We start from the raw sequence: 18898 nt of genomic DNA, 5'->3' as shown, positions 1-18898 counted from the left end.
GTAGAGGGAGGGGTTGTCGGTGATCATGTTGCTAATTGATGTCAGAGGGAGTTTGTTGAGTAGTCATTCGGTGGCGCCATGCGAGCGGTTGACTGGCGGTTAGTCATTTCAGGGCTGGATGTTGCATTTTTTGCTCACGATCTCGTGGCGTCGGTATCAATGACTGGATCAGGCGCGCCACTATCTCTGAACTTAACGCCTTTCTTTTTGTGCTCCGTCTTTTCTGAGCAAAAAATGCAACACCCAGCCCTGTTTTGCGTAAACTCAAATTAGCATGAAAAAACCACCGCAAGCGGTGGTTTTTATTGGTCGCGATGGTGACGCTAAACTATCACCACATAATGACGCGCTCTTCTGGAGCGCGGTACATTTTGTCGCCAGGTTTGACGCCGAATGCTTCGTAGAAGCCTGGTTGGTTTTCCACTGTACCGTTACCGCGGAATTGCGCTGGTGAGTGCGGGTCGGTTTTGACGTAGACGATAGCTTGAGCATCGCGGATTTTGCTGCGCCATACTTGACCAAAGCCCAGGTAGAAGCGTTGATTGCCGCTCAGTCCATCAATCACTGGTGCAGGTTTGCCGCCTAAGGATAATTGGTAGGCTTTATACGCAATCGCCAAACCAGAGTTGTCGGCGATGTTTTCACCTAATGTCAGTTCGCCGTTAACGTTGTAGCCAGGGACAGGGCTATATGCGCTGTACTGTGCAACCAAGGCTTTGGTTTTGACTTCGAAATTTTTGTGATCTTCTTTCGTCCACCAATCGCGCAAGTTGCCTACTTCGTCATATTGACTACCTTGATCGTCAAAACCGTGGCTGATTTCATGGCCAATTACTGCGCCGATCGCGCCGTAATTGACTGCGTCATCTGCCTGAGCATTAAAGAATGGCGGTTGCAAGATCGCAGCAGGGAAAACTACTTCGTTCAATTCAGGGTTGTAATACGCATTTACCGTTTGTGGTGTCATGCCCCATTCAGCGCGATCAACTGGCTTACCGAGTTTGTTGATGTTACGTTGGAATTCGAAGTCGTTAGCACGCATAACGTTGCCGACTAAATCATCGCGCTTGATAGTCAAGCTTGAATAGTCACGCCATTTATCTGGATAACCAATTTTCGTCATCAACGTAGACAATTTCTTCTGCGCTTGTTTTTTAGTTTCCGGACCCATCCAGTCTAGCGTATCGACACTCTTTTGATACGCAGCGATCAGGTTGGCAACCAGTTTTTCCATGCGCGCTTTATTCTCAGGCGGGAAATACTCTGCAACATAAAGTTTGCCCAAGCCTTCGCCAACTGCACCTTCCACAGTCAGTACACCGCGTTTCCAGCGTGGTTCATTTTGAGGAATGCCACGTAATGTGGTGCCATAAAATGCAAAGTGCTCATCGACATATTCTTTCGATAATTTCGATGCAAAGTCACTCAGCACGTGCCATTTGAAGTATAGCTTCCATGTTGACAATGGTGTTTTTTGCAAAACCTGGTCGTATCCTTTGATGTAGCTAGGCTGACTAACAACCACGTAGTCCACTTTGTCTTTCAGACCCGCACCCGTTAAATAGCCATCCCAGTTATAACCAGGCGCCAGCTTGTTTAAATCCGCCAGTTCCACTTTGTTATAGGTTTTGACCGGATCGCGATTTTCGACTTTAGTCCATTGAACTTTAGCTAGCTCGGTTTCTAATCCGAGAATACTTGCGGCATTGGCCTTGGCGTTTTTATCGCCACTCATTGCCAGCATTTTTTCTATATGTGCCAGATATTTGGCGCGTGTTTCTTTGAGCTTGACGTCATCGTTTTTCAAGTAGTAGTCACGATCCGGCATGCCAAGACCACTTTGACCCAGGTCGGCAATTTGTTTGGTCGAATCTTTTGCATCTTGATGGATGTTGAGATCATAGGGAACTGTCACGCCGATTCTGGACAAATGCGCGATTAATGCGGGAATTTGTTTTTTGTCTTTGAGCGCATTGATTTCAGCAAATTCATTTGTTAGCGGTTTGGTACCCAGCTTTTCAAGGGCGGGCTCATCCATATAACTGGCATACAGATCGGCGATTTGCTGTTCATTGCTGCCGGCTTTAGTATCTTTTTCCTGGCTGACACGGTTCACAATGTTGTGCAAATCATCGAGTGATTTTTCGCGCAATTCATAAAACGCGCCCCATGACGATTTGTCGGCAGGGATTTCTGTTTTTTCCAACCACTTGCCATTTACATAATTATAGAAATTATCTTGTGGCCGCACCGAGCTATCGATGTTTTGCATATCAATACCTGAAATCAGGCTGGTGGCTGCTGCCTTGGTGACAGCGGCAGTTTGTACGCCATTGGTGGCTGGTGAGGTCTCAGCGTTGGTAACGCCGCTCATCATTATTAGTACTGCGGTAGCAATACATGTTTTAGTTATTAAGCGTTTCACGAGTAAGTCTTCCTTAACAAAGGGGTACCAAGTTAATCAAAAATACAGCTCATCACTGTATCAGTTTCTTTTGCAATATACAGCCATAAAATCCAAAAAAAAATGCCCCAAAAGAGGGCGAGCAGCAGCGGAAATATTTATTTTGCGGCGCAGCAAAAGATGCAAATGATTATGCGAAAAATGATTTACCCAATCTTAAATCTAAGATTGGACGCTTTAGAGATAGAATCGCTGCTTAAAATTATGTGAGGATGTGTTGTGATGGGTTCTATTCGTCGTAATCTATTTCATGTCATATTGTTTGTAGTTGCACTGTACTTTTCCTTTGCCGGCGCATCAGCGGCGGTGCCAAATGACACTGCACCTTTAGGCAAATTGCCAACCTGGGTGCAACCTCTGTATTACCATCTCGATTTCAGGATTGATCCAAAGGTTGATAACTATTCGGGTAGCAGCACGATAGATGTCCAGCTTAAGCAACCGGCAGATCATGTCTGGTTGCATGCGCAAGAATTAACCGTAAGCCAGGTGACGGTTACCAATCAAGCGCAACAATCGATAGCTGCAAAATTTCGTATAGCCGATAAAAATGTTGGCGTTGCGGTGATTAATTTTGGCAGCACTTTACCTGCCGGAAAATACCGAATTGCATTGACCTTTACTGCGCCGTTCAACGAGCAATTGCAAGGCTTGTACAAAGTCACGCATCAAAGTTTGCCATATGCGATGACGCAAATGGAAGCGGTTAGCGCGCGTTATGCCTTCCCTGGTTTTGACGAGCCAGCCTTTAAAACGCCGTTTGAACTGAGTCTGACTATTCCGGCCGATCAGGTGGGTGTTGCCAATACTTCCGTCATCTCCGATGAAAAGCTCGCTGACGGCTGGCGTAAATTGCGCTTTGCCGTGACCAAACCATTGCCAACCTATTTAGTCGCCTGGGCGGTGGGGCCGTGGGATGTTGTCGCTGGGCCGGATATCCCGACAACCCAATGGCGCAATCAGATCACGCCGTTACGCGGCATCGCCACCAAGGGCGAAGGCCGGCGCATGCAGCATGCATTGGCACAAACACCGTTGATTGTCACGTCATTAGAAGATTATTTTGGATTTGGCTATCCCTTTGACAAGATTGATTTGTTAGCCGCGCCTGATTTTGAAGCTGGCGCAATGGAAAATCCGGGATTGGTCACTTTCCGCGATTATCTGATGCTGATTGATGCGCAGTCACCTGCATCGAATGTACGCAATTCTTTTAATGTGGAAGCACATGAGCTAGCGCATCAATGGTTTGGCGATACCGTGACCATGTCGTGGTGGGATGACCTTTGGCTGAATGAAGCTTTTGCAACTTGGATGCAAAGCAAAATTACGCAGAAACTGCATCCCGAATATCGTGCCGACCTTGAACTGATTCAAGGTGCACATAACGCTATGCAAAGTGACAGCTTGATCAGCGTGCGTAAAATTCGTCAGCCGATTCTCAGCAATGGCGATATTGAAACCGCGTTCGATAGCATCACTTATGAAAAGGGTGCTGCGGTATTGAATATGTTTGAACGCTATCTTGGTGAGGAGACTTTCCGAGCCGGTGTCCGCAATTACATTCAAGAGCATCAATTTTCCAATGCGACTACCAATGATCTTATTGGTGCTTTGGCCAAGGCATCTGGTAAAGGCGATCACTTCACCAAAGCCATGCTGAGTTTTCTGGATCAGCCAGGTGTGCCTTGGCTAGAAACGGCGTTGCTGCACGAGGATAACGGAACGTTTTTGCAGGTGAAGCAGCAGCGTTATTTGCCGATAGGTTCTACAGGCAATGCTGACAAGCGCTGGGGCATTCCGGTATGCGTACGTTATGGCGAACCCGGTGCAGAAAGCAGCAAAGTACAGTGTGAATTACTCGAACAAAAAGAAGGAAAAATTGCCCTGCCGGGTGCTTCTGACCATGCCTGGTATATCCCCAATGCCAATGCATCTGGCTATTACCGCTTTGGGATGGCGGCGTCGGATTTGGTGCGTTTGAATGCGCAAGTTGCGACACTATCTGACACCGAGCAATTAGCCTACGCTGATGCGATTAATGCGGGTTTCCAGCATGGCACTTTGGATGCTCCAGCCGTATTGGCAGCGGCGTCACTGCTGGCGCAATCTTCGACGTCTGAAGTGATTACTGCATTGATTACAACGTTGCAATGGATGAATAAATATCAAGCCAAAACACCAGAGCAGAAGCAGCGTTTGATTGAAGTGGCGCGTCAACTGTACTTGCCGCGTTTGGAGGCATTAGGTTACGAGCGTCGTGCCAATGAACCGCAAAGCGATGCGCTATTGCGTACAAATCTCGCAGAATTTCTGGCGATAGACATGCAATTACCTGAAGTCAGAAAAGTTCTGTTAGCACAAGGCGATAAAGTATTAACGCCCATGGCTAATGGCCGATTAAACATGAGCGCCGCCAATCCCGATTTATTGCGCACCATATTGGCAGTCACCGCACAAGAACGTGGCACCAAAGCTGTTGATGCGTTGATCAATGAAATCGGTAGCAATAACGAGCCATCACAACGGTTTGGTCTATTGACTGGCATTGCTTCAGTAAAAGACGCAACTAATTCCGAACGGGCGCGCAATTTGTCGCTTGATACGCGTGTCAAGGTTGGTGAAATTTCTACTTTATTCAATGTCTCACGTGAAGATGGTGCCGGCGAAAACGCGTTGTGGAATTGGTTCATTCATCACGATCAGGCCATTATCAAACGTACAGGAAGTTTTACTGGTGGAGGCTTGCCGGGCTTGATGGGCGGCGGCGCTTGTTCTCAGGAGGGCGCCAAGCGCTTGAGTGCATACTTCAAGCCACGTTTGAGAGAGCTCACGGGAGCAGATCGTGGGTTAGCGCAAACCAGCGAGAAAACCTTGTTATGCGCGGCATTGCGAGATAAACAGAATGCTGAGGCGATTTTGCATTGAATGTTATTTACTGATGTCATGCACACGCCACCGTCATTTCCGCGAACGCGGGAATGACGGTGTTTTGATTACAAATGCGGTTAACCTCAATTAATAAAGTTGGCAGAAATTACGTCAACGCCGTCCAAACATCATCTGCTCCGCCAATACTTTCTTAGCCGAAGGCACCGTATCTATCAAGCCCAATGATAGGCCCAGCAACGTTTGCGTTGCATGTGAAAAAATATTTTGCGGATTGCTGGTAAAAACGCGTGCCATTACGTCAGTAAGTGTGATGGTCATGCTGCGATCAGTCTTGCGGGCGATGACGCATTTTTCTAGCGCTGCCGGCGACAGGTCTTGCGCCAATAAACGTGCTAAAACGGCGGCATCACGCAGTCCTAAATTGAGGCCTTGCCCGGCGACGGGATGCAATGTTTGCGCGGCATTGCCGATGGCGATGGTGCGTGCTGACGTGGCGGCGCGGGCGTTGAGACCAAGTGGGAAGCTGTTGCGTGCTGAAATGCGGGTGAAGCGCCCAAGACGATTGCCAAATGCGTTGCTTAATGCCTGGAGGAACGCTGTGTCGTCTAATGCCAGCAAGTTTTTTGCGGTGTCTGGTTGCACGCACCATACCAAGGCGTAACCGTCATCTTGTGGCAGCAAGGCCAGCGGGCCATGATCAGTGAAACGTTCAAAGGCACGATGCGCGATTGGCGCGCTGCTGTGGACGTGAGCGACGATCGCCGTTTGGTCGTAATCGCGCTGCAGTTCCTTCTCTGTCTGCTCACCAAAAATACCGCCTTCCGCCTGTACCATGATCTGGGCCCGCAGAGTTTTCTGGTTGGACAGTTGAATCTCTACGACATCGGCTTGTTCGCTGCTGGCAATGACTTGCAGCGGGCGAAACAGACGTACTTCAGCAAGGGCAGGCAAAGCTGTCAATGCGGTGATCAGATTGCCATAACGGCTGACGTAGCCTAGTGCCGGTAGTTGATATGCGTCGCGCTCTATCAGCGTGCGTCCAAAATGACCGCGACGCGACACATGAATCTGATGAATCGCGGTGGCGGCTAATGGCCATGCACCTATATCCTGCAAAATCTGGCGGCTACCATATGACAGGGCGATGGAGCGCGGATCCAGGCGCGCTTGTTCTATTGTCTTGCCGTCAATCAGAGCGACGCGTGATGCTTGAACGCCCTGTTTAATCAGCAGTGCGGCCATGCATAGACCCACTGGCCCGGCACCACAGATGGCGATGTCAACATCAACCGTATCTGGTGCATTGCCGGCGTGGGCAGTGGGCGTCATTTCTTTACTCATTTTCTCATTAAGGCTTCGATGTCAACAACGCTACTTGGCACGTCGCTAGTGAAAATTTCAAAGCCTTTTTCAGTGACTAATACATCATCTTCAATACGTATGCCAATGTTCCAATATTGTTCCGGTATATCTTCTGCCGGACGCACATAGATGCCGGGCTCAATGGTGACGACCATGCCTGGTTGCAGGACGCGATAGGGTTTTTCCGTGCCTTCCGCGTGAGGTGCGGTCAGGTCACGATATTGACCGACATCGTGTACATCCATGCCTAGCCAGTGACCAGTGCCATGCATGAAAAACTGCTTGTATGCACCGCTGCTGATGACGTCTTCCAGACTACCGACTTTATCTCTGCTGAGTAATCCGGTATCTAGCATGCCTTGTGCCAATACCTTGACGGCGGCTTCGTGACCGGCTTTGTAATGCTGACCGGTGCGTGTCAATTCCAGTGCGGCACTTTGGGATGCCAGGACGATCTCGTAGAGTGTTTTTTGCGGTGCTGTGAACTTGCCATTCGCAGGGAAGGTACGCGTGATGTCGGCGGCATAGCTGTCGAACTCACAGCCGGCGTCGATCAGAACTAAATCACCGTCTTTTATTTCGGCATTGTTGGCGCTGTAATGGAGCACGCAAGCATTCGCGCCAGCAGCGACGATCGAGCCGTAGGCGGGCGCTTGCGATCCCTGACGGCGGAATTCATGCAGAATCTCCGCTTCCAAGGCATATTCATGCAAACCTGGGCGGGATATGCGCATTGCACGTTTATGCGCTTCGGCAGAGATGGCGCCAGCACGGCGCATCAATGCAATTTCATCGGCGTCTTTAAACAAACGCATTTCGTCTAGCAGTCTGTGCAGATCGATGATCGTGGCCGGCGTGGTGACGCCGGAACGATTCATGGCACGGACACTGCGCAGCCAGTCTTGCAATTGTTGATCGTAATGGGTGAGGTGATCGTGGCTGTAAAAAATGGCTGGCGCATCAGCTAATAATTTAGGCATTTCAGTAGAGAGCGCAGCGACCGGAAACGCCGCATCAAAACCAAAGGTACTTGCCGCGGCTTCAGGGCCGTAGCGATAACCATCCCAGATTTCGCGTTCCAGATTTTTTTCGCGACAGAACAGGATGGATTGCGAAGCACCGTCCTTGCCAATCACCAGTACGACCACAGCTTCAGGTTCCGTGAAACCAGATAAGTAATAAAAATAACTGTCGTGACGGAAGGGATATTCGGCATCGCTGTTGCGCCGTACTTCCGGTGCGGTTGGAATGATCGCCACGCCACCACCTTGAGCTTGTATTTGACTGATTAGTTTGGTGCGGCGTGCGATGTAGGGATGCATAGAGAAAATCCTTGGTGATGGGTGATAAGTAATAGGTGATGATGAATTAATTCGTTTTATGATTACAACGGCGCATTCAATTGGTTCAGCCGCTCGACCGTACCAACGTCAGTCCAATCGCCGCGATACAGCTCACCGCCGATCTGATTTCGATTGGCATAATCGCGCAATAAGGTGACCAGCTTGGCTGAAGTACCAGGGATAATGCTGTCGAACATTTCAGGACGATAGACGCCGATGCCGGAATAGGTGAAGCGCGGCTCGTCCTTTTCGCCATCATTGGTGATGGAAAAATTACGCAAAGCAAAATCACCTTGCGGATGATGCGTTGGATTTTTGACCAGATATAACCACGCTACGTCACGCACATCTAATGGCAGAGGATTGCCCCAGACGTCGTTATCGTCCAGAGCGGTTTTGACCTGGGAAAAATCAAAATGCGGGCAGTACACATCGCCCGCAATGGCCACAAAGGGTGCTTCGCCAAGTAAGTGCCGGGCTTGGGCGATACCACCCGCGGTTTCCAGCGCCGTGCCTTCGGCGGAGTAACTGATCTTGGCGCCGAACTGGCTGCCATCACCCAAGGTCGATTCGATTAACTCACCGAGATGCGCATGGTTGATGATGATATCGGTGATGCCAGCGCGTACCAGATTGAGGATGTGCCAAACGATCAGCGGGCGGCCGCGCACTTTTAATAATGGTTTAGGCGTCGTGTCGGTTAGTGGCCGCATGCGCTCACCGCGGCCGGCAGCAAAAATCATTGCCTTCAAAAAATCACCTCTATAAACCTACTGCACAACTCAATCTCGAATTTGCGATGCTGGCCGTACTTTCGTACGACCCCGCTCCTCAATGCGACATTGAGTTGTTCGCTACGGTTTTTAGAGGCGCTTAGACAGTAGGTATTCAAAATGTATACCCCACTTGCTGTGGTTTCGCTTCTAAAGTATCCAGCAAGCGTACCAATGGAATCAGTTCGCGATAACGTAAAGATGTTTTGCGTACGTATTCCAATACTTGCGGGATATCATTGAGATAGGCAGCTTTGCCATCGCGATGATGCAGGCGCGCAAACAGACCAAGTATTTTCAGATGGCGTTGCAGACCCATATATTCAAAGTCACGATAGAAGGTGTCGATATCGGGGGCAACAGGTAAGCCGGCACGTTTGGCGCGTTCCCAATAGCGAATCACCCAATCGAGTACTTGTTCTTCTTCCCAGCGGATATACACATCGCGCAACAACGATGCCAGATCGTAGGTAATCGGCCCGTACAAGGCACCTTGGAAATCCAATACGCCCGGACTACCGTCGGGCAGCACCATCAGGTTGCGCGAATGGTAATCGCGGTGCACATAGACTTGCGGTTGCGCCATATTGTTGGCCAGCAGTGCATCGAATACCTGCTGCAGGCTGGTCGATTGTGCTGGTGTCAAAACCGCATTCAGATGTTTGCCGAGATACCACTCAGGGAAGATGTGCAGTTCGCGCAATAAAAATGCACGGTCATATTCCGGTAGTACGTCTGGTTTGCTATGCGTTTGCATCTTGACCAGAGTATCGATCGCTTGCAGGTACATGTGATCCGCAGTATCGTTGCGGAGTTTTTCCAGGTAAGTGGTCGGGCCGAGGTCGGTCAACAATAAAAATCCCCGCTCGACATCCTGCGCCAGAATTTGTGGCACTGACATGCCCGCTTTACCAAACAAATCGGCAACAAAGATAAATGGACGCACATCTTCCTGCGGTTGCGGGGCGTCCATGATGATCAAAGTGCCGCCGCTAGCCACATCTATCCTGAAATAACGACGAAAACTAGCGTCGGCAGAGGCTGGACGTATCGTTGGTAGCAGGGTCGGAATAGTATCTAGCGAGAGCAGCCATTGTTGTATTTCTTGCAATCTCAGATCTGCTATGCTGGTGCTGGAAATATTGTTTGAAGAGGGCGACGATGAAGGCTGAAGTACAGACATGAAAGTTCCAGTGGTACGGTAAGTATGTAAAAAAATGTTTATACCTTGTTATCCAAATAGTACTACTTGCGTCGGGATGGCTGGTTTAAACAGATTTTGAGCATACTTAATTAAGTGTAAATAGGTAACAGGGTGCGTGAATCCATTAATCCCTGCTGTAATCCCATATAATAAGGGATTAATTTCAAAAAATCGCCTGATCTCATTTCTAAATCAAATGGTCGCTTGGTATTTACACATCGTGAATGTGCCTTTGATTTAAAAATGAGATGAAGGTAATAGCATAATTCATACATGACCCGGTCCCCTATAGCGCTATCGTCACCATTGCCATTATCGCCATCTTCGCAGCGATCACCGTCGTCAATACCGTCTATACAATTGCCGCGCATACGTCGTTTGGCCTGGTTGATATCAGTCATTGTGTCAACCGCCATTCCTTTTGGTATGCCATCGGTGGCTCTGGCGCAGTTAGCGCAGGATCCATCTTTACCTGTCTTGCCTGTCGCTCCATCGGGAACCCCGGCCATCAAGTCGCCCCGTGTGGACGAGAGCACTTTGCCTACCACGGTACAGGCGGAGCAAATGACTGGCCGCCCGGATCGCATCCTCCATCTGGATAACGATGTGGATATAACCCGCGGCCAGACTAATGTGACATCAAATACCGCTACCTATCAGATCATTGATAACGAAGTCGAAGCGCATGGTTGCGTCAAGATGAATCGCTACGGTGATGTGTACACCGGTGATGACCTCAAATTAAACATGGATACCAATAAGGGGTTCCTGAACAATGCGACGTATAAGCTGGCCGTTGGTGATGGCCACGGCGATGCCGAGCGAGTCGATTTTGAAGATAGCGATCAAGCCAAAGTCATTGTCGGGACCTACACTACTTGCCCCGGCACTAAACCGGATTGGTATCTTAAAGCGAAGACTTTTGATATAGATACAGGTTTGAATGAAGGCGTTGCCAACAGCGGTATCGTCTATTTTAAAGGCGTACCTATTTTAGGCGCGCCCGTCATGTCTTTCCCGCTTTCGGGCGAACGTGAGTCTGGCGTGTTGCCGCCAACTTATGGCTCTACTAATAAGGGCGGACTTGAAATTGCGATTCCTTATTACTTCAATATCGCACCCAATCGCGATTTGACCATTACCCCTAATCTGATTACACAACGTGGTTTGCAATTAAGTGCAGAAGCACGTTATATGGGAACCGATTACAGCGGTCTGACACGTATCGAATTTTTGCCGGATGACCGATTGGCAGCGCAAGAAGCTGCGGATCTTAAAGCACTGAATCCTGCTATCCCGGATAACCAATTACCCAAGTCCGATCGTTACTCTTTCCAATCGGTACAGGCGATGAAATTGGGCTCAGGCTTTGGTTTGGCCTGGAATGTTAATTACGCATCTGACATTAGTTATCCTGATGATTTTTCGCGTTCCATTACACAAAGTTCGCAGCGCTTATTGAATCGTGAGTTAGACCTGACTTATGGTGGCACTTATGGCAGCGTCACCGCGCTGGCATCGCGCTATCAGGTTTTGCAGGATTATGACGCAGGTCAGGCATTGATCTCCCGTCCTTATGACAGGTTGCCGCAAATTACTTATAACAAAGGCTGGCAAGATGTCGACGGTTTTGATTTCAACCTGAACGGGCAATACACTAAGTTTAGAAATAGTGAGTACGACGGCAAAGCGGCAACATTGACGAATCCGGGAGGTGGCGAGCGGGTATATATCAATCCGCAAGTGTCGTACCCGATTATTGCTCCGGATTATTTCTTGACACCCAAGCTGCAAGTGGATGCCACGAGTTATAACCTCACTAATTTTGTGCCGATCACACAACCGGTGACAGGGGTAACGGCTATTCCAGGCACAGCGCAGAGTTTTAGTCGTGTACTGCCAACTTTTTCGTTGGATGGCGGCTTGATTTTTGAGCGTGACGCAACTTTATTTGGTAACGCTGTCACACAAACACTGGAGCCGCGCATGTTTTATGTGCGCACTCCGTATCATGATCAAAGCAATTACCCGGTATTTGATAGCGGGCTGGCAGATTTTAATTTCGCGCAGATATTTACTGAAAATAGTTTTTCCGGTCACGACCGCATCAGCGACGCCAATCAGTTAACTAGTGCCATTACTTCTCGTTTTATTCAAGCGAATGGGATTGAGCGTTTACGTTTAGCGATCGGGCAACGGTTTTACTTCTCGCAACCTTTGGTGTCATTAAATCCACCGACTACTACCCCTGATACTGCCACTACTCCTATTAGCCGTTCCGATTTATTATTGGCGGCCGGTGGGCAAATCACGCCGACGCTGGGGCTGGATAGCAATATTCAGTATAGCCAGAGTGATAATCAGGTACAGCGTGCCAATTACAGCATGCGCTGGCAGCCAGCACCTAAAGAGGTGATTAATCTGGCTTATCGTCTGGATCGCACCGCTAATGCTTTGGCGCTTAACAATAATGAAATACTGAAGCAAGTCGATTTATCGGCACAATGGCCGATTTACAAGCGCTGGTATGGCGTCGGACGGATTAACTATGACTTGATAAACAGGCAAATTGCTGAAGGCTTGATTGGGCTAGAATACAAAGCCGATTGCTGGGTGTTCCGTATAGTGGCACAGCGGATCCCGACCTCCACTTTGCAAGCAACTTCAGCAATCTTTTTCCAGCTTGAGTTGAATGGTCTGTCAAAATTAGGGCCAAATCCGATGCAAGCCCTGCGCAGCAGTATTCCAGGTTATCAAAACGTGAATAGCCCGGATACGATGTTTAATAACGGTAATAACTAAGCAGAATCACAATATTAAATTGTTTTTAAAATGAATTTTTTCTCACTTTGTCCACTATGCGTAAATTAACTATGCCAAGCAATAAGCCTTACCAGCCTCGCAAGCCTCAATTCGCTTCTGCCGCGATTGCCATCGCTATGTTATGTAGTGTCACAGCTAATAGTTGGGCGCAATCATCAGCGAACACCGCTGGGAACAGTCAGAGCGCGAAACCAGCAACTCCTGTGGCGCCAGCAGCCCCGGCAGCATTGACTACTACGCCAGCGGTAGCACCATCCACTACGCTCAAATCTGCAAATATACAAACTGTTGATGCCATCGCAGCGGTGGTCAATAGTGATGTCATTACGCGTCAAGAATTGGCTGCGCGTACACGTGACATCGTACAACGCATGAAAACTCAGGGTATAGAAGTGCCGCCAGAGGCGGAATTGCGCAAGCAAATGCTAGAGCGTTTAATTCTGGAAAAAGCGCAAATTCAATCCGCGAAAGATCAAGGTATCTCGGTGGATGATCGCATGCTGGATACGGCGATTGCCCGGATTGCCGAAAACAATAAATTGAGTATGGATGCCTTCCGTGCGCAACTGGCGCATGACAATATCAATTACCCGGATTTCCGAGAGGAGATTCGTCGTGAAATTTTATTACAGCGCTTACGCGAGCGTGAAGTAGACAACAAGATACAAATCAGCGAATCTGAAGTCGATAATTACATGCAGGCTGAGGCCAAAAATAAGCAGGATCAAGGTCCAACACAAGAGCTCAATTTGGCACAAATTTTGATACGCGTACCGGAAAACCCATCACCAGTACAAATTGCGGTTAGCCAAAAACGTGCTGAAGAAGTGCTGCAAAAATTGAAGGCGGGCGAAAGTTTTGATAAAGTCGCAGCGGCTTATTCTGACGCTCCAGATGCATTGTCAGGCGGTGAACTCGGTTGGCGTCCAGCCAGTGCCATCCCACAATTATTTGGCGATGCATTAGCCAAATTGTCGCCGGGTGAAGTAACGCCGATCTTGAAAAGCCCTAATGGTTTTCATATCGTCAAATTAAACTCAAAACGCGTGGCCCCTGCCGCAAAAGACGATACTGCTGCACCGACTGAACAAACCCATGCAGAGCATATCTTGATCAAAGTGACGCCAACGGTAACGGCAGAGCAAGCCAAAAATACGTTGCTGAAATTAAAAGAGCGTATCGATCATGGCGAGAATTTTGAAGTATTGGCCAAGCAATACTCGAACGATTTGTCTGCTGCCAAAGGTGGGGATCTGGGCTGGTTGTTCCCAGGCGACACGGTGCCTGAATTCCAGCGCGCAATGGATGCCTTGAAACCAGGTGAAGTCAGCGAACCTATTGAATCACCGTTCGGCTTTCACTTGATTAAAGTATTAGAACGTAAATCCGATACTGCATCAGTAGATCGCAAACGTTTAGCCGCGCGTCAGGCTATTCGTGAGCGTAAAACTGAAGAAGCAACCAATGAATGGTTGCGCAAACTTCGTGATGAAGCCTATGTTGAATATCGTGAAGATAATTGATTGAGGTTTTTAATAACATCACTACGAACCGTCATTCCCGCGCAAGCGGGAATCCATGTTTGTGGATAATTAACCAAACTTGGATCCTTCGCTTTCACGAGGATGACGGTTTTTTTTAGAGATCGTCTAGCCTAAATGTCCTCACTTCCTGCAACACATCGTCCCATCCTCGCCATCACCTGCGGTGAACCAGCTGGCATAGGTCCAGAAATTTCCATCAAAGCAGCCTGGCAATTACGTGCAGAAATAAACAGCGTATTGATAGGTGATGCCGCTTTCCTGGCGATGTTGGCTGCTGAAATTGATCCAGCGATTAAGCTGGTGGCATTATCGGAACAAGCTTTTAATAACAACGGTTTACCGAATTTCGGTGCTGATAAAATTGCCGTCATTGATAGTCCATTGAGCGCTCATGTACGGCCCGGCATTCTCGATCCACGTAATGGTCGTGCGGTGTTACATACATTGGATATTGCTATTTCCGGCGCGCTTCGGAAAGTCTTTGATGGTATTGTCACTGCGCCGTTACAAAAAAGTACTATCAACGATGCCGGCGTACCATTTACTGGCCATACCGAATATCTCGCTGAAAAAACTAACACCGCGCAAGTGGTAATGATGCTGGCAACCGATCGTACTACGCCGCCATTGCGCGTTGCATTGGCGACTACACATTTAGCATTGAAAGATGTTGCCGCCGCGATCGGCAGCGATAGTCTGATGCGGACGCTGGATATCTTGCAGCAAGATTTACAACAAAAATTTGGCATCGCGCAGCCACGTATTCTGGTCACTGGCTTGAATCCGCATGCAGGTGAGGGCGGTTATCTCGGACGAGAAGAAATCGAGATCATCACGCCGGTATTGCAAGCGGCACAAGCTAAAGGCATGGCTGTCAGTGGTCCTTATCCCGCGGATACTTTGTTTCAGCAAAAATATTTGAACGATGCCGATTGCGTGTTGGCGATGTATCACGACCAGGGTCTGCCGGTCTTGAAATACGCCAGCTTTGGCCATGGCATCAATATCACACTCGGCTTGCCGATTATTCGCACTTCAGTTGACCACGGTACTGCACTTGACCTCGCCGCCGCAGGCTTGGGACGTGCTGATCATGGCAGCATGATGGCTGCCCTCAATACTGCAGCACAAATGGTACGCGCTACCGCTGCGCTTAAAACCTAAAAATGAAACATATTCCTCGTAAACGCTTCGGCCAAAATTTCCTTACCGACAATAACGTCCTATCCGAGATTATCAGCGCGATAGATCCGCAGCCGGATGACAACATGGTCGAAATCGGCCCCGGTTTAGCAGCAATGACGCGCTTGTTGCTTGATGAGTTAAAACAATTGCACGTGGTTGAATTGGATAGGGATCTGGTCGCCCGTCTGCAAAAGACATTTGATCCGTCACGTCTGCATATTCATTCTGCCGATGCGCTGAAATTTGATTTTGGCAGTATTCCACTGATCGGTTCTGGCAAGCTACGTGTGGTGGGTAATCTGCCTTACAACATTTCCAGCCCATTGTTATTTCATTTAGCCGAGATTGCGCCGTTGGTGCAAGATCAGCATTTCATGCTGCAAAAAGAAGTCGTAGAACGCATGGTCGCCGCACCGGGCAGCAAAGCTTTTGGTCGCTTGTCCGTCATGCTGCAATGGCGTTACAACATGCAGTTGATGTTCATCGTTCCGCCAACCGCATTTGATCCACCGCCACGAGTCGAATCGGCGATCGTACGGATGATTCCGATTGCGCAGCCACTGGCATGTGATCAGAAAAAATTAGAAGACGTCGTGTTGAAAGCATTTACCCAGCGTCGCAAAGTGATTCGTAATTGCCTGTCTGGAATGTTCACGGAAAACGAACTGATCGATGCCGGTGTTGATCCACAGGCACGACCAGAAACAGTGTCGATGGAATTATTTGTGGAATTAGCGAATCGTTTGAAATGATATTGGTGTAATAAAACGGCTCCCGTATATGGGGAGCCGAGTCATTTTTTGCGCGGACTTCTTCTTACTCTTGCACAGGAATGCCATCACCGGCAGACCATATACGATATTTCAGTTCAAACCCCTGTGGAATATAGACCACGATAGGCAGTTTGCTGTTGTAGCGCAGCATATATCCTTCGCCATTAACTGGAACGAAGGTATTTTTTTTCGGTTTTCCGCCACAGGCCATCATTGTCGATGCCGGACCAGTAACGCTTTTCAGCACATGGTAGTTATAGCCCCAGCCATCCAGCGTTTGCTCAGTCATTGCACCAGAAAAAAACTGACGATTGCAGTCGGTTTCCATCGTTTTTCCTACCAATAATTCGACTTTGAATTTGGATTCATCCTCTTTCGGATCAACAAAAATCGCCATTCTTTTTTGACCGGATTCAGCCTTGGGGTAAGGAGCGACTTGCTCTAATGATTTGGTGCTGTCATTGCTTGTAGCATTGTTGGGATTATTAGATGCAGGTGTCGCGCTACACGCCGATATGACGCCTGAGAGTGTGAGAGCGAGGATGATGGAAAAGTGTTTTTTCATGATGAGATTTCCGCAAAGTTAATCATAAAATCTGGCTGTATAGGCAGCGTTACATCAGTAGCCAGCACTAATCAATCAATGTTGAAACTGCGCAGATAGGCTGGTAAAACAATTAATAGACTGGTGCCGCTATTGCATCTTTTTATGTCATTACCAGACGCCGGTATTGCTCATCGTAGACCAAGGCTCCGCAGGTGCCAGCGGCTCTCCAGCTTGCAATAGTTCGATAGAGATATTGTCCGGTGATCGGACAAAGGCCATGTAACCATCGCGTGGCGGGCGGTTGATGGTGACACCATGCTCTTGCAAGCGTTGGCAAACCGCATAGATATCGTCAACCTCATAGGCCACGTGACCGAAATTACGTCCGCCGGTATAGGACTCAGCGTCCCAATTGTAGGTCAGCTCCAGTTGTGCTTCTTGATCTCCCGGTGCCGCCAGGTAGATCAGAGTGAAACGACCTTGCGGATATTCGTTCTGTTTTACCACTTCCAATCCCAACGCATCGCGGTAAAAGCGTAGGGAAGCATCGAGATCGGCGACGCGGACCATGGTGTGTAAATATTTCATTGTGAATTCCTTAAACAGTTCTAAATTATTGCGTAACGGCTACCTGTTTCAGATGGTAACTGGACGATAGAGTTTAACAGCCTCGGGCAAGCAACCATAGTGATATGCCAGGTTGATCAGGGTGTATCTGATGCAGTATCAAATGCGAATAGTAAAACAAGTCGTCAAAGTTAGTGTGATAGTTGACGTTATTGCGCATCCAAAATTACCCCGATTCCCACCTCGTTATGTCACACTATGAAGACACGAAAACAACCGGATTTTGCTATGGATTTAGTATTGAGAGTAGGGCTGATGGGTTACGGATTCGCAGGTGCTACGTTTCACGCTCCGGTGATTGAAAATTGCGGCCATGCGACCGTTGCCGCTATTGCCACGACACAAACCGAACGGGCGCAAGCCGACTACCCTCATGCGAAGGTTGTTGCCGATTTCGATGCTCTCCTTGCGTTGAAAGACATAGATTGCATTGTTATTGCGACGCCGAACGACACGCATTTCGACCTCGCATACCGGGCGCTGACGGCTGGAAAGAATGTTGTTGTCGATAAGCCAGTAACGCTTTCCGCCAGCGATGCAAAAACGCTGGCAGATATTGCGATAAAACATGGCTTGCTGTTTGCGCCTTTTCATAATCGACGTTGGGACGGGGATTTCATGACCCTGCGCGCTTTAATGGACAGTGGGCAGCTCGGACGCGTGACGCACTATGAATCGCATTTTGATCGTTTTCGACCGAAAGTGCCGCAGCGCTGGCGCGAAGAAGCGGCACGTGGCGGTGGCCTGCTGTTTGATATCGGGCCGCATTTGATTGATCAGGCGCTCGCACTGTTTGGTGTGCCACTGACAGTATCAGCGACACTCAAGCAACATCGCGATCAGGCGCAAGCACCTGATTATGTTCACCTGCAGCTCGGTTATGACGATAAAGAAGTGATCCTCCATGCGAGTGCACTTGCCGCCTTGGCCGCGCCGCGATTTGCCGTCCATGGTACGCGCGGCAGCTATGTCAAAACCGGTTTGGATGCGCAGGAAGATCAGTTGAAAGCCGGTTTGCGCCCAGGTAATGATGGCTTCGGTAAAAATCCACCCGGATTGTTGAGTTTGATGGATGGCGATCACGATGTGAATATGGAATGCGCGACGCGCGATGGCGCATATGCGGATTATTATCGCTTGCTTGCGATGTCTATTCTCGACGGCCAACCGTTTCCTGTCACGGCACAGGATGCGGTTGATGTGATGACGATTATTGATCTTGCAATTCAAAGCGATGCGGAGGGACGACGGATACCGTTCACGCGGCTTTCGTAACCGCTGGGTTTGAATATATTGCTTGATGTGACTGGAGGCGCAATTTATTGCGCCTCCAGTCATATGCGTGCGATGTTTTTTACAAA

The 18898-nt window shown here is 48.8% G+C and carries 14 protein-coding genes; 6 read left to right on the top strand and 8 right to left on the bottom strand.

What is annotated here, in order from left to right:
• Positions 1-331: 331 nt before the first annotated feature.
• Positions 332-2377 carry a M13 family metallopeptidase gene (locus GEV47_RS14400; protein WP_153235670.1) on the bottom strand — a complete coding sequence of 682 codons (2046 nt, stop codon included), beginning with the start codon at positions 2375-2377 and terminating at the stop codon, positions 332-334.
• A gap of 309 nt (positions 2378-2686) precedes the next feature.
• Here GEV47_RS14400 and GEV47_RS14395 point away from each other — a divergent pair, with 309 nt between their 5' ends.
• Positions 2687-5392 (top strand): M1 family metallopeptidase, encoded by a 2706-nt coding sequence (locus tag GEV47_RS14395; RefSeq protein ID WP_153235439.1) that lies wholly within the window; start codon positions 2687-2689, stop codon positions 5390-5392.
• Between the two features lie 114 nt (positions 5393-5506).
• On the opposite strand, the gene GEV47_RS14390 is transcribed toward GEV47_RS14395, so the two are convergent.
• The 5 genes from GEV47_RS14390 to GEV47_RS19590 all read right to left on the bottom strand — a co-directional run bounded on the left by GEV47_RS14390 (position 5507) and on the right by GEV47_RS19590 (position 10439).
• Entirely contained in the window at positions 5507-6685 is a 1179-nt protein-coding gene (locus tag GEV47_RS14390) for an FAD-dependent monooxygenase (protein WP_153235438.1), read from the bottom strand.
• 8 nt (positions 6686-6693) lie between these two features.
• On the bottom strand, positions 6694-8040 hold the full coding sequence (pepP, locus tag GEV47_RS14385; protein ID WP_153235437.1) for a Xaa-Pro aminopeptidase: 1347 nt from the start codon (positions 8038-8040) through the stop codon (positions 6694-6696).
• 62 nt (positions 8041-8102) lie between these two features.
• The gene (murU, locus tag GEV47_RS14380; RefSeq protein WP_153235436.1) at positions 8103-8813 is read right to left on the bottom strand and encodes an N-acetylmuramate alpha-1-phosphate uridylyltransferase MurU; all 711 of its coding nucleotides are present in this window, start codon (positions 8811-8813) and stop codon (positions 8103-8105) included.
• A 136-nt stretch (positions 8814-8949) separates the two neighbouring features.
• Positions 8950-10017, bottom strand: a complete 1068-nt coding sequence (locus GEV47_RS14375; RefSeq protein ID WP_153235435.1) for an aminoglycoside phosphotransferase family protein — start codon at positions 10015-10017, stop codon at positions 8950-8952.
• A 110-nt stretch (positions 10018-10127) separates the two neighbouring features.
• Entirely contained in the window at positions 10128-10439 is a 312-nt protein-coding gene (locus GEV47_RS19590) for a hypothetical protein (protein WP_228124710.1), read from the bottom strand.
• Between the two features lies 1 nt (position 10440).
• Here GEV47_RS19590 and GEV47_RS14370 point away from each other — a divergent pair, with 1 nt between their 5' ends.
• The 4 genes from GEV47_RS14370 to rsmA all read left to right on the top strand — a co-directional run bounded on the left by GEV47_RS14370 (position 10441) and on the right by rsmA (position 16342).
• Entirely contained in the window at positions 10441-12840 is a 2400-nt protein-coding gene (locus GEV47_RS14370) for an LPS-assembly protein LptD (protein WP_322741651.1), read from the top strand.
• Between the two features lie 71 nt (positions 12841-12911).
• Positions 12912-14384: a peptidylprolyl isomerase gene (locus tag GEV47_RS14365; protein ID WP_153235433.1), complete on the top strand. Its 1473-nt coding sequence runs from the start codon at positions 12912-12914 to the stop codon at positions 14382-14384.
• Positions 14385-14519: 135 nt separating this feature from the next.
• Entirely contained in the window at positions 14520-15569 is a 1050-nt protein-coding gene (pdxA, locus tag GEV47_RS14360; protein ID WP_153235432.1) for a 4-hydroxythreonine-4-phosphate dehydrogenase PdxA, read from the top strand.
• Between the two features lie 2 nt (positions 15570-15571).
• On the top strand, positions 15572-16342 hold the full coding sequence (gene rsmA / locus GEV47_RS14355; protein WP_153235431.1) for a 16S rRNA (adenine(1518)-N(6)/adenine(1519)-N(6))-dimethyltransferase RsmA: 771 nt from the start codon (positions 15572-15574) through the stop codon (positions 16340-16342).
• Between the two features lie 64 nt (positions 16343-16406).
• On the opposite strand, the gene eco is transcribed toward rsmA, so the two are convergent.
• Together eco and GEV47_RS14345 are read right to left on the bottom strand one after the other, a co-directional pair.
• On the bottom strand, positions 16407-16928 hold the full coding sequence (eco, locus tag GEV47_RS14350) for a serine protease inhibitor ecotin (RefSeq protein ID WP_153235430.1): 522 nt from the start codon (positions 16926-16928) through the stop codon (positions 16407-16409).
• A gap of 150 nt (positions 16929-17078) precedes the next feature.
• Positions 17079-17498 (bottom strand): VOC family protein, encoded by a 420-nt coding sequence (locus GEV47_RS14345; protein ID WP_153235429.1) that lies wholly within the window; start codon positions 17496-17498, stop codon positions 17079-17081.
• Positions 17499-17765: 267 nt separating this feature from the next.
• Between GEV47_RS14345 and GEV47_RS14340 the strand changes: the two genes are divergently transcribed.
• Positions 17766-18812: an oxidoreductase gene (locus GEV47_RS14340; RefSeq protein WP_153235428.1), complete on the top strand. Its 1047-nt coding sequence runs from the start codon at positions 17766-17768 to the stop codon at positions 18810-18812.
• Positions 18813-18898 lie beyond the last annotated feature (86 nt).

It is taken from the genome of Glaciimonas soli (assembly GCF_009497155.1).
GTDB lineage: Bacteria > Pseudomonadota > Gammaproteobacteria > Burkholderiales > Burkholderiaceae_D > Glaciimonas > Glaciimonas soli.
This window is presented reverse-complemented; position numbering and strand designations above follow the sequence as displayed.